Genomic DNA, 12,430 nt, shown 5'->3' on the forward strand with positions numbered 1-12,430 from the left:
GAAATTGCATGCCGCCCTACCAGCCTTCATCGGAGTGGCAGTTCGACGTACCCACCAGCGGGAGCAAACAGCTCCCGCCGGCGGCCAGGTCGTTCGAATCGCTCGCGCACCAGGGCTACGGCTTCGAGGCGGCCATCGCCGACCTGATCGACAACTCCATAGACGCGCAGGCCCACAACATCGTCGTGAGTTTCCTCCGGGACACCGGTGAGCGCGGCGGCCGCGATCGCCTCGTCGGCCTGCTCGTCATCGACGACGGCGACGGCATGGACGAGGGGAGCCTGGACACGGCGATGACCGTGGGCGGGCGCGAGGAATACGCCGCCGACGCCCTCGGACACTTCGGCGCCGGATTGAAGGCCGCCTCGCTCTCGCACGCTGACGCGCTCACCGTGATCAGCCGGACCAAGCGCAGCCCGTCGGCCGGCCGCCGCTGGCTCACCGCCCGCGCGCAGGCCGACTTCACCTGCGACATCGTCGACGCGAGCTACTGCCAGAACCTGGTCGACCGCTATGACGGCGTCATCGGCTGGCACGGCACGATCGTGCGCTGGGACCATGTCCGCGCGTTCGAGACCATCGTGGACGGCCAGACCGACCGCTATCTCAACGACGCCATCGAGCGGTTGGAGACCCATCTCGGCCTCTACCTCCACCGCTTCCTCGCCCGCGACGGCTTCCACATCGACATCGTCGTCGAGGACGTCCACACCCGGGAGGAACTGGACCACCGGGGCGTGGAGCCCATCGACCCGTTCGGCTACCGCGTTCCGGGCCGCGCCGGTTATCCCCGGACGTACGTCGCTCCCGTCGAGGGCGTCGGCGACGTCGCGCTCGAAGCACACATATGGCCGCCCAAGTCCCCGCTCGTCGCGTTCCGCGGGATCGGCCCGCTCGCCGAACGCCAGGGCTTCTACCTCTACCGCAACAACCGGCTCGTCCAGGCCGGCGGCTGGAACGACACCCGCAGCCCGGAGGGCCACCTCGCCCTCGCCAGGATCGCCGTGGATCTTCCACCCCAGCCCAATGACGTGTTCGCGCTGACCGTCAAGAAGGACGGCGTCCAGGTGACCCCGGCGTTCGCCCGGGGCTTGGAGAAGGCAGCGGCCCCCACCACTGGCCACACCTTCACCGAATACCTTCGAGAGGCCGAGGCGACCTACCGCGAAGCCGCCAAGCGGCGCACCGAGGTCAGGCGCGTCGCCGTCATCCCGCCCGGCAAAGGCATCGACCCCAAGCTGAAGCGCACGCTGCGGGACGAACTGCCGCAGCTCGAGGGCGACGACCCCATCACCTTCACCTGGGCCAGGCTCGACATGCCGCCCGGCGTCGACTCCGCCGAACTGCTCTTCACGATCGACCACAAGGAGCGCCGGGTCGTCCTCAACAAGGACTACCGGCACGCCTTCAACGGCAACCGACGCGGAGGCTCCAACGACGCCCCGGTCCTCAAGAGTCTCCTCTATCTGATGCTCAACGAGATCTTCCAGAAAGAGCGGGTCTGGGCCAACCAGACCGACAAGGTCGCCCTGTGGAACAGCGTGCTCGTCACCGCGGTACGGGCCGAACTCGCCCGCGACGAGGGTTAGTCCACCGTCTCTCCCCCGCACCGTCCCGTACATCAGAGAGGCCGGCCCGACGCCGTGACCGCAGAGAACGCGCCCGCTCCCGACCACCTCACCGACCTCCACGGCGAGGTCCTCGACGCGATGAGCCGACGCGGCCCCAAGCACTTCGCCAAGCTCGCCTTCGTGCTCGCCGACACCGACGAACCGACGGACACGGACGGGAGCGGGTTCCTCGACCGCATCCTCGCGGCGGCATCCGGCGACGAGCTGCTCGCCCTCTGGCGCCGCAAGCTCACAGGATGGGACTTCGAGCAGTCGCCCACGTGGTCGACGACCGCGCCGCGGACCCCGACGCGCCGTGCGGAGGTCTACGACAAGCTCGCGTTCGGCGCTGATGTGCGCAAAGCGTTCGACGCCGCCGTCCCTGTCCACACGGAACCGGGCCCTGTGACGATCAGCCGCGAGTTCCAGCCCTGGTACACCCGGGAGTCGGCGGCGAACCGCTCCTTCTACTGGGCCTCTTACGAGCGTCTGTTGCGCCGCAAGGACTGGAGCGACGCGGCGGTCTCCGGTCTGGACGAAGCCACCCACGCGGTCGTGGAGCGTCTTGCCGACCCCACCGGTGAGGCCCCCTACGGCGCGCGCGGTCTGGTCGTCGGCTACGTACAGTCCGGCAAGACCGCCAACTTCACCGGCGTCACGGCCAAGGCGATCGACGCCGGCTACCGTCTGGTGATCGTCCTCGGCGGCACCTTGAACCTGCTGCGCGGGCAGACCCAGCGCCGCCTCGACATGGAACTGATCGGCCAGGAGAACATACTGGGCGCCGCCGACCCGAACGATCCGGACGCCTTGGTCGGCATCGACTACCAGGACGACGAGGACTGGCCGTCGAAGTTCGTCTCGTTCGGCGCCCGTCCCTCCACGCTCGGCGCCTTCGACATCGAGCGTCTGACCTCTCGCGATCGTGACTACGTGTCCCTGGAGCGCGGCATCAGCGCCCTGGAGTTCGACAAGCCGGACCGCACGCGCCCACTGTTCGACCCCGCGAACCTGCATGCGGCCCGCGCCCGCGTCATGGTCGTGAAGAAGAACAAGTCGGTGCTGGAGAATCTGGTCAAGGACCTCAAGAAGATGGGTCCGATCCTCGGCGAGATACCGGCCCTGATCATCGACGACGAGTCGGACCAGGCCTCGGTGAACACGACGGACCCGAAGAAGTGGGAGGACGGCAAGGTCACCCGCACCGCGATCAACGGCCAGATCAGCAAGCTCCTCACCCTCCTGCCCCGAGCCCAGTACGTCGGCTACACCGCGACCCCCTTCGCCAACGTGTTCATCGACCCTGGCGACGAGGCGGACCTCTTCCCCCGCGACTTCTTGATCTCCCTGCCCCGTCCCACGGACTACATGGGCGTTCAGGACTTCCATGACCTGGACTCCGTCGACGGCGAGGAGGGCGAGGCCGAACGGAGACATGTCCGGGGCATCTGCGACTACACGGGCGATCCCGTCATGGAGGCGGAGTCCACGGGCGACCGCCTCCAGGAGGCCATGGACGCGTTCGTCCTCACGGGCGCTCTGAAGCTCTACCGCGAGAAGCACGGCGTGCCCTCCGACCCGTTCCGCCACCACACGATGCTCGTGCACGAATCGGTCCGCATGGCCGAGCACGCAGTGCTCGCCGAGCGCATCCGGACGATGTGGCGCGACGCCGCCTACACGGGCCCGGCGGGCCACACCCGTCTGGCGTCCCTCTTCGACAAGGACTTCCACACCTACGCGGACCGTTCCCTGCCCACACCCGAGACGTACGCGGACCTCAAGCCCTTCATCTCCGATTCCTGCCAACTGATCAATCGGGGCGGCAGCCCCGTCATCGTCGTCAACGGCGAGAGCGAGCGCGACTACGCCCAGCCGGACCTGGACTTCGACCGCACCCCGAACGTCTGGAAGATCCTGGTCGGCGGCACCAAGCTGTCCCGGGGCTTCACGGTCGAGGGCCTGACCATCACGTACTACCGCCGCACGACGCGGCAGGCCGACACCCTGATGCAGATGGGCCGCTGGTTCGGCTTCCGTCCCGGGTACCGGGACCTGGTGCGGCTCTACATCGGCCGCGAGGAGACCCTCGGCCGAGGCCGCAACGCCAAGACCGTCGACCTGTACGAGGCCTTCGAGGCGATCTGCCGCGACGAGGAACTCTTCCGCGCCGAACTGGCCCGCTACGCCCCCTCGGTGGACGGCCGGCCCCAGGTCACCCCGGCCCAGATCCCGCCGTTGGTGGCCCAGCATCTGCCATGGCTGAAGCCGTCCGCCCGCAACAAGATGTTCAACGCGGAACTGGTCGAGGTGCGGTCGCCGGGTATGTGGGAAGAGCCCACGGCCTACCCGGAGAACCCCGCCGCCCTGCGTCACAACACCGAGTGTTGGGCGCCGGTCCTGGCGACCCTGTCGTCCGCTCCTGTCTCGCTCGGTGTGGACGGCGGTCCGCACTACGACGCACTGGTGGGCACGGTGTCGCACAGCGACCTGCTCACGGTGCTGTGCGACCTGCGCTGGTCCGTCCCGCAGCAGTTCTCGCCCCATCTGGAGTTCCTGCTGGACGTCGGGCGGGAACCGGGCACGATCGACGAGTGGTTCGTGATCGCTCCGCTCCAGACGTCCGTCGATCGCGAGGCACGCATTCTGGGGCACGGCCCCTTCTCGCTCGCCCGACGCAAGCGTCGCCGCGGGGCACTGTTCGGGGCGATCCGTGACCCCAAGCACGTCGATGCGGCGAAGCGCCTGGCGGGGGCCACGAACCTCACCGGAAACGTCACCGTCGAGCAGAGCGTCCGTCCGCGTCGGGGTGCGCTGGTGCTCTATCCCGTGGTGGAATCGGAACCCCGGATCGCGTCCGACGGTTCGGTCGATCCGCGTGACCTGGTCATGGCCTTCGCCTTCGTCGCCCCGCCGTCGACGGCTCAGGGCGACCGTCCCTTGGTTCGGTTCCGTGCGATCGACTCGACCAAGGCGGAAGCCGCGATCATCGACCGTGACGATATGCGTTCGTGAGGCTCGACGACAGTGAACAGCGTGACGCCTTCCTCTCTCGGCGTCTCGGCCCGGATGAGCAAGCAGGCGAGCAAGAACACGGGCATCGAACTGTCCGTGCGACGCCTGCTGCACGCGGCGGGGCTGCGTTATCGAGTGGAGTACCCCGTGCCGGGCATGCCCAGGCGACGCATCGACGTGGCGTTCCCCCGGGCCAAGGTCGCGGTCCTCATCGACGGCTGCTTCTGGCACGGGTGCCCTCAGCACGCCACTCAACCGAAGGCCAACGCGGACTGGTGGCGCCAGAAGCTGGACCGGAACATGGCCCGCGACCGGGAGACCACGGAGCATCTGCGCGCGATGGGGTGGACGGTGCTGCGGTTCTGGGAGCACGTACCGACGGAAGAGGTGGCGGCGACGGTACGCGCGGCGGTGGACCGGGAGAAGCTGGATCGGGACCGACGAAAGCAGAGGGCGCTGGAGCAGGTTCGCAAGAGGGGCTGAGGGGGAGCGGACGGTTGATCACGGAAGGCTGGACCGTGCTCGGGTCCGGGTACGGGTGGTGCGGGCGTGGTGCGGCAACGGATGGAACGAACCGGGGGGACAGAGTGAGTGGACTGACTTTCGTGGATGTGTGCTCCGGGGCGGGTGGTCTCGCCCTCGGGCTGGAGCGTGCGGGGTTCGAACCGCGCTTGCTGCTGGATGACGACGAACTCGCCGTCACGACTTTGCGGACCAATCGGCCGTCGTGGCATGTGCTCAACACCGACCTGCTGGACTTCGACCCGGCGGAGCATCCCGAGAGCCTCGACGTGGACCTCCTCTCGGCCGGCCTGCCGCGGGTGAGGTCGAGCGCGACCGTCGGACGGGCGGATTCGGGAGCCGAGGAGCGGTTGCTCAGGGCCACGGTCTATCTCGTCCATGCGATCAGGCCTCGCGCGGTCCTCATCGAGAACGTTCCTGGGCTCGCGCACTCGGACTCCTACCAGCAGTTCCGTGACTTCGCACGAGCCGAACTGGCGCATCTGGGATACGAGTTCAGTTGGTTCGTGGTGAACGCGGTCGACTACGGCGTGCCTCAGAACCGCAAGCAGGGCGTCCTCGTCGCCATCGAGCGACAGTGGGCCGAGGCATTCCGGCCACCGGCACCGACCGTGACGAAGCCCACGACGGTCGGTGCCGTTCTGGGACCGACCATGGCCGCGCGGGGTTGGCCGGACGCCGCCCGTTGGGTCGCCCAGGCCGATCGACCGGCCCCGACTCTCGTCGGTGGATCGAAGAACCGGGGCGGCGCGGACCTGGGGCCGACGGGAGCCAAGCGGACCTGGGCGACCATGGGTGTCAACGGTCACACCGTGGGCGATCAGGTGCCCGACGCCGACTTGGTGTGGGACCCCGTGCTCGGCAGAGAGAACATGGTGAAAATCACGGTCGAGCAGGCCGCACTGCTGCAGGGCTTCCCCGAGACGTGGGAGATCGCCGGGCGCAAGACCGCCCGATACCGTCAGGTCGGGCACGCGACACCTCCGCCGGTGGGAGAGGTACTCGGGAGAGCTGTCGCCGCCGCGCTCGTTCTGGATACCGCGCTCCCGGCTGCCGGCTAGACTTCCGCCACATGACCAGCACGGCGTCCCGCAGAGCCATCCTCGCCCAGCCCTTCGTCCTCGACCTCTTCGCAGGTCCCGGAGGGCTGGACGTCGCAGGTCACTCGCTCGACATCCCCAGCCTCGGAATCGAATGGGACAGGAACGCGTGCCTGACCCGGTACGCCGCCGGGCTGGACACCCTTCACGCCGACGTGAGCGCGGTACGCAGGAACGCCTTCGAGTCGTTGCCGCCTGAGATCAACGTGCTCGCCGGTGGTCCCCCGTGTCAGACGTACTCGGTGGCCGGGCACGGCGCCGGGCGTCAAGCTCTGGACAGGGTCAAGGAGTACATCGAGAGACTGATGGCAGGCGACTCCGACAGGGAGATCGACGCGGAACTCGATGATCTCCCCGATCCGCGCACCGCTTTGGTCCTCGAACCTCTCCGGTACGCGATCCAGGCAACGCGGAGCCCGAGCCGCGAGAACCGACCGTACGACGTCATCGTCCTCGAACAGGTCCCGGCGGTGGCCCCCCTCTGGGAGCACTACGCCAAGGTGCTGGCCGAGACAGGGCTTCCCGACGGAACCAAGTACAAGGTGGTCGTCGATGTTCTCGACACCGATACCTACGGAGTACCGCAGACGCGATCTCGCGCGGTATTGATCGCTCGGCGCGCAGGGCTCGGCGAACCCGCGCTCCCCTCCCCTACGCACCTTTCCTACGACGCGAAGGAATGGAATCGGAGGAACGGGACGAGCGCTCCTGACCAGGTCCGTCAGCCGACGCTCGACGAGGGCGACACCTCAGGGAAGGACGAGGACAGGCTCCCCTGGAGGTCGATGCGTGATGCCCTCTCGGAGCCCGTGGGCTCGCATCCCGGGCGGGCCACTCCCTTCCTGGTCCGCTCGAACTACGGGAGCTCCGGGGACCCGGGGAGGCGCGGAGTCCGCACGGACAGGCAGCCGGCCGCCACGGTCACCGGCCGCATCTCACGCTTCGTGGTCTTCGAGCACCTCAACGAGCGCGTCGTCCACGAGGGTCCCCGGTTCAGCATGAACGAGGCGGGGATGCTGCAGAGCTTCCCACCGGACTATCCGTGGTCCGGTACGGCTCAAGCCCAGCAAGTGGGCAACGCCGTACCTCCCCTCTTCGGTGCGCACCTGCTGAGCGCGGCTCTCGGACTCCCCAGGCCGACTCCGGAAACGCTGAGTAGGCCGTGGCAGCCGGCCACGGAGGAGCAGCGGGCGAAGCTGCGAAGCAATGGCTGCGGGGCAGCCGACAGATGCACCGACAGGTGCCCGCAGGCCAAGGATCAGGTGCCGCCGCCCTCGTCGATGCGCCCGCGCAAGGGCAGGAAGACATCAGCCGAGTAACCCGAACCCGACGCCAGGTCAATCCTCCGTCTTCCGCCCCCTGACCGGCGCGGTCTCGAAAAGCTCCGCGAAGTAGTTGGTGAGAGCAGCCACTGACTCCTCCGGGACAGGGTCCTCGTCGGGCCCCCTCGGGAGTTCGTACCGCTCGACCGGTGGTGCCGATTCCGCTGCCGCGATCCAGTCCCGCAGATGCGCGGGATCTCTGGGCTCGTCGGGTGCAAGGACGTCGTAGGTAAGGGTCGCTCCGGCCGTACTGATCGCGGCGACGAGACCGAAGGTCTCTCGCCCTGTGGTGACTGCCCCGCTCTGCAGCAGCCGGACCAGAGCCTGGGCGGTGGGACGGTGGTCAATCACATCCATCCGCAGAACGGTGTGGATGACGTCCTGATTCCCGCATGCGATCTCGACCGGCTGATAGTCCGATCCGTTCCGAAAGAGTTCAGCCGCCCACCACAGACGGGAGAAGCACTGTCGGTCCGCAGGGCCACGGAAGCGTTCAGCGGCGACGCGTCTTTCCGGCCTGTTCGCCGTCGGCTCCGACAAATGCCGCCACGCGACGTAGTCCGGGGCCACCGCTAGGGCCAGGTGGTTCCACAGGCGCTTGTCCGCGGCCTCTCGCCGCGTCAGACGCAGAGTGGCATGGAGCCGTGGCGCGAGCCACGCATCCGCTCGGGTGCGGTCCTCCCGGAACTCGAACATGGCGTCCTCCACCAGGCTTCGGATCGGCTCGGTCCACCACCTGGCGTCGTCCTCAGGAAGCGGCTCGACGACCTTGGCCAGATCGATGCCACCGTGGACCTGTTCGCCTTTGAGCAGTTCCTCGGTCAGGAAGGGGTCCACAGCCGAGGTGGCGAGCAGCGCCAGGCGCTCCGGTACATGGTTCGGTTGGGTGATCACGTCTCGCTCTCCCGGTTCATCTGTTCCAGACCACGGATGACATAGGCCAGCGCCTTCGTGGCATCGGCACGACGGATCGCCGCGTAGTGGATGCGGGTCTGGAGCTCGACCCAACCCGACTCGCCGGTACGCCGACGATGGACCTGTCGCAGAGCCTCCTCGACATGGACGCCGGGAACGACGTCCGGAAGCATCTCCCGGAGCACCTCGCCCTGCCAGTCGGTCGGGAAAACAGGGCCTCCGCCGGGTTCCACCTCCAGATCGCCGATGGCACCGTGGAACACCGCGGTCCACACATCGGTGGCCATCTGCGCGACCAGGAGGTCGCGCACCTTGCCGTCGACACCCGAGCTGTTGCTGTCCAACAGACCGACGACACCCTCGACATCGGTGTTGACGAACACGGTGGGCACCCTGGCCGCGGCGTCCACGATCCAGGGCGCGTCGGCGTATGCCTGCAGCCATTCCCGGCTGCTCTTCCGGAACGACGTCGTCTGGACATCCAGTTGGAGACCGCGGACCGGCTCGTCGGAGACTGTGTCGACGACCCAGCTCCGGTCGGTCTCGGCGATCGATCTGCCGCGTACTCCGTCCACGGACCCGACGGCGTACACGGCGAGCGAGGCTCGCCCCACGTGGTCGTCTCGGAGCACCTCCACCGAGCCCGACCAGTCCCGGCCGTCCGGAGTGTCACATGTGAGCGTGGTGGAGGTGCGGACATTCGTCTCACCGTCCGTCACGACAGCAAGGACGCTCAGATCGGACCACGGAGCGTCCGGCGCGTTCGCCCCGGGCGGCAGCGTCGCCGAGACGCCGATCGTCGCGCTTGCCCAGTCCGTGTGGCCCGCGATGCCGAGCGCGACGGCTTGCTGCTGGGTCGAGTAGGCGGTGGTCTCCAACTGATCCCGGGTACCGTCGGAGAGCCTGAGGGAGACCGAGGTCACCCTGAGCGTGATCGGCCGGTTGAGTCTTTTGTACGGGTAGATCTTCACGCGTCACTCCCCCTTGCCGGCACGGAGTTCGAGGACGAGCCGGGTGAGCGTGGTTCTGACCGGGTGACTGGTGACATCGGTGGACCCTCGGAACTTCGCGCGACGTACACCGGGGGTGAAGCGCAGCGTCCCGTCCTCCACCTCACAGCCCTCGACGGCCACGAGTTCCGCCCAGTCCAGCCTCGGGCGGCCTCCCGAGCGCACGTCCAACTGAGCGACCGGCACCATCGGGACGACCTCGTCACCACGCGGGATGCTCACCTCCGCGGTGATCTGCCACTCCCCGCCGTCACCGATCGTCGCTTCGAGTACGTCCAGCACCGGGACCACGCGCCCTGTGGGTGCCTTGGCCTTGGGCTTCGATTTCATCGTCAACGCCTTGCGCACGGCCTCCCCGCCCTCGCGGCTGCTGCGCTTCGGACGGGCGACGAGTTCCCTGACGGCATTGTTGACCTCGGCCGTCAGCGCGCGGATGCGCCGATACGCGGAAGGGGACCACCGCAGGGTCAGCTCCTCCGTCTGGCCCCAGCGGTCGTGCTCAGGCGGTTCCGCCGCTCGCAGGAACTCCTCCGCCTCCTTCGCGAAGGGGGCCGTCTCCCCGGCCGCCTCACCCACCAACAGAACGGCCTGGAAGGGGTTGGTCCCGATCGGCAACCTCTGCACCCCGCTTCTACGAACGGTCATTCGGTTGCCGCGCAGCGAGTGAACCTGGTTCTTCCCGTCGCGTCCGTCCCTGTCCTCCTCGGCCTCGGTGACCAAGAGGACCGCCTGATGCGTGCCGAGCGTTCCATGAGCACCGCCGGACAGCGGCAGTTTCAGTGGCACGCTCCGCGCCGCCACCTGCCCCGCCTCCGTGAGGCGATCCACCGTGGTGCCGTCGTAGTGCGCTTTGAGGGCACGGGTCCGGGACGGCTGCTCCACTGACGGGTCCACCTGCTTCTCCGGCACGACCTCCTTTCCGTTCCGCAGGGCACGGACAGAGACCTCCAGGAGGGGGAGCCTGTTTCCCCCGCCGGTCATCGCCGCCCAGAAGTCGCGCCCGAGCGCCTCGACCAGACGGCCGTGCATCTCGCTGATGTCGCGCGTGTCCTGGTCGTCGTCCTCGACACGGATCGACTCGTCCTCCGCGTCGGACGTGGTCCCCTCCAGACTGGCCACGTCGTGCGCGCCGACGATGAGGAAGGACGTACCGGGTTCGTCACTCTCCCTTGCCAGATGCAGGCTCGCCACAGTCTCCTCGTCCGCCCACCACGAACGCGCGACCATGGCACCAGGTGAATCGGGGTCGGGGCGCCCGAACCACGCGGGACCCGCGTACGGCTCTCCGCCCACCTCACGCCAAGGCAACTCCAGTCTGCCGATGACCCGTCGCTCGGTACGGCCCTCGTGCGGCACGGACAGGGTGGAGTTGATGAGAACGAGCCCGAGCGCGCTGGTGGCCCACAGTGTCGCCTTGCCCAGGCCGTACGAACCACCAGCGCTGGGACCGGACTTGAGACTCTCCAGCTGACGTCTGACCACGGCGGCGAACTTGCCGTCCGCGTAGTCGTCGCCGATGAGCCCGGAGGCGTTGTAGTCGTCGACCCGCAACAGGACCAGACGGCCCTTCTCGTACATGTCGCGCACCCCGGCGTCCACGACCCTGCCGACCTTCTGGTTGCCGGCGGCCTCCGAGACGGCGGAGTAGTGCGGGAAGAGGTCGTTCCAGAGGATCGCCTCACGGAAGGAGTCCAGCGCCTCACCGGTGAGCTCGTGCAGGGTGTAACGGACCCGGACCGGGCGACCGTTCTCCGTGAGGCGCTCGTCCAGACTGTTCTGGCAGGTCTCGCGGGCGAGGACCTGCACGTCGGCGTCAAAAGCGAAAGCCGCGGCGTTGCCCAGGTCACGACCACCGTCGTGGTAGCCCGGACGGTGGTACCAGGTCACCGGGAGGCCGGCCTGGGTGTCGGTGGTGCGGGTGTGAACCGTCCCCACGTCCGTGCCGAGCGCCTTGGCGATGTCCGTCATGACGGTAGGGCGAGGAGTCGACCGGCCCGTGATCCACGCGGACACGGCGGCCCGCGTCAGCTGGAGCTCGTCGGCCAGTTCGGCCTGTGTCTTCCCCGCGAGCTTGAGCTGTCGGGCCAGCCAAGGCCCGAACTCCTCGCCTGTCTCCACGCGTCACCCGCTCTTCCTCGGAGTCCTTGCAGATCGTGTGTTGTGGACCACGAGGCTAATTTGACACATCCGGAAGCGTCAACCAACAGTTGATCGACCCCACCCCGGGATCCCTTGAACTCGGTGTCCAAGTTGCTCCGAATTGTCAAACCTTGCCCCACGTGTGGCACTTCCACTACCGGAGACATCAAGTCCGGTTAATTACAACAGAGTTGGGGTTGCACCTTCGAGTGAACCTCGCTACCTTGATTGACGATGGAGATCCCATCTCGCTCACGAAACCCGAAATCGGGAAGGCTGGGCGGCCGGGGGAGAAGTGCACCCAAATTCAGCCCCGCGCCAGGAGGACGAGGCACACACCAAGTCGCCACTCCACCACCGCAGAAGCGTTTCGGCGAAAAGGCTGGCGACATCGGGCCGGTACCCGCTAGTGTCCTCAGCCAACAAGAATCCCAAAGCGGGATTATCCCATCGATGACATCCATTTTCACGGGGGGACGTGTACCGAATTCACCCCTGTGCAACCTGAATAGGGGTGCGCCATCCATGATTGAACAGGGATACAACGACTTCTTATTCTCATCTCGGGAAATGAGTTCGTTCGAACGGGGAATCGAAGCGGCCAAGACTACGGCCGAGGTGATGAAGATTCTCCAGGACCACGACCTGTCCGAGAAGGACTTCCCCGACGGCGGGATTCCCGGTCCGCCGCCGGACGGGTTCCCCACTACCTGAGAGCGAGGCAGCAAAAGAGCAGTTCACAGGCCCCACCGTTGCTCTTGGCAGGCCCCCCACCGCCTTCCGTCCACGAAGGCACT

The 12,430-nt window shown here is 67.5% G+C and carries 9 protein-coding genes; 6 read left to right on the top strand and 3 right to left on the bottom strand.

The features are described from left to right. The first annotated feature begins 8 nt into the window (after nucleotides 1–8). The 5 genes from ACWCPM_RS09545 to ACWCPM_RS09565 all read left to right on the top strand — a co-directional run bounded on the left by ACWCPM_RS09545 (nucleotide 9) and on the right by ACWCPM_RS09565 (nucleotide 7,566). The gene (locus ACWCPM_RS09545; RefSeq protein WP_450975557.1) at nucleotides 9–1,589 is read left to right on the top strand and encodes an ATP-binding protein; all 1,581 of its coding nucleotides are present in this window, start codon (nucleotides 9–11) and stop codon (nucleotides 1,587–1,589) included. 120 nt (nucleotides 1,590–1,709) lie between these two features. Continuing rightward, entirely contained in the window at nucleotides 1,710–4,625 is a 2,916-nt protein-coding gene (locus ACWCPM_RS09550) for a Z1 domain-containing protein (protein ID WP_450975638.1), read from the top strand. 54 nt (nucleotides 4,626–4,679) lie between these two features. Next, on the top strand, nucleotides 4,680–5,108 hold the full coding sequence (locus tag ACWCPM_RS09555) for a very short patch repair endonuclease (RefSeq protein WP_450975639.1): 429 nt from the start codon (nucleotides 4,680–4,682) through the stop codon (nucleotides 5,106–5,108). Between the two features lie 104 nt (nucleotides 5,109–5,212). Continuing rightward, nucleotides 5,213–6,208, top strand: a complete 996-nt coding sequence (locus ACWCPM_RS09560; protein ID WP_450975558.1) for a DNA cytosine methyltransferase — start codon at nucleotides 5,213–5,215, stop codon at nucleotides 6,206–6,208. Nucleotides 6,209–6,219: 11 nt separating this feature from the next. Then, entirely contained in the window at nucleotides 6,220–7,566 is a 1,347-nt protein-coding gene (locus ACWCPM_RS09565) for a DNA cytosine methyltransferase (protein WP_450975559.1), read from the top strand. Between the two features lie 18 nt (nucleotides 7,567–7,584). On the opposite strand, the gene ACWCPM_RS09570 is transcribed toward ACWCPM_RS09565, so the two are convergent. From ACWCPM_RS09570 to ACWCPM_RS09580, 3 genes are read right to left on the bottom strand one after another with little or no spacing between them, the layout of a single operon-like run. Next, nucleotides 7,585–8,463: a DUF6339 family protein gene (locus ACWCPM_RS09570; protein ID WP_450975560.1), complete on the bottom strand. Its 879-nt coding sequence runs from the start codon at nucleotides 8,461–8,463 to the stop codon at nucleotides 7,585–7,587. After that, nucleotides 8,460–9,455, bottom strand: coding sequence for a hypothetical protein (locus tag ACWCPM_RS09575; RefSeq protein WP_450975561.1), 996 nt, complete (start codon nucleotides 9,453–9,455; stop codon nucleotides 8,460–8,462). Before ACWCPM_RS09575 ends, ACWCPM_RS09570 begins: the two co-directional genes overlap by 4 nt. A 3-nt stretch (nucleotides 9,456–9,458) precedes the next feature. After that, nucleotides 9,459–11,612, bottom strand: a complete 2,154-nt coding sequence (locus tag ACWCPM_RS09580; RefSeq protein ID WP_450975562.1) for a helix-turn-helix transcriptional regulator — start codon at nucleotides 11,610–11,612, stop codon at nucleotides 9,459–9,461. 591 nt (nucleotides 11,613–12,203) lie between these two features. Here ACWCPM_RS09580 and ACWCPM_RS09585 point away from each other — a divergent pair. Next, nucleotides 12,204–12,347 (top strand): hypothetical protein, encoded by a 144-nt coding sequence (locus ACWCPM_RS09585; protein WP_450975563.1) that lies wholly within the window; start codon nucleotides 12,204–12,206, stop codon nucleotides 12,345–12,347. The last annotated feature ends 83 nt before the right edge of the window (nucleotides 12,348–12,430 follow it).

Source organism: Streptomyces sp. NPDC002309, assembly GCF_053593375.1.

Coding starts and splice junctions, on each gene's coding strand:
- ACWCPM_RS09545 (WP_450975557.1), top strand. CDS start 9: ATGCCGCCCTACCAGCCTTCATCGGAGTGGCAGTTCGACGTACCCACC.
- ACWCPM_RS09550 (WP_450975638.1), top strand. CDS start 1,710: ATGAGCCGACGCGGCCCCAAGCACTTCGCCAAGCTCGCCTTCGTGCTC.
- ACWCPM_RS09555 (WP_450975639.1), top strand. CDS start 4,680: ATGAGCAAGCAGGCGAGCAAGAACACGGGCATCGAACTGTCCGTGCGA.
- ACWCPM_RS09565 (WP_450975559.1), top strand. CDS start 6,220: ATGACCAGCACGGCGTCCCGCAGAGCCATCCTCGCCCAGCCCTTCGTC.
- ACWCPM_RS09585 (WP_450975563.1), top strand. CDS start 12,204: ATGAGTTCGTTCGAACGGGGAATCGAAGCGGCCAAGACTACGGCCGAG.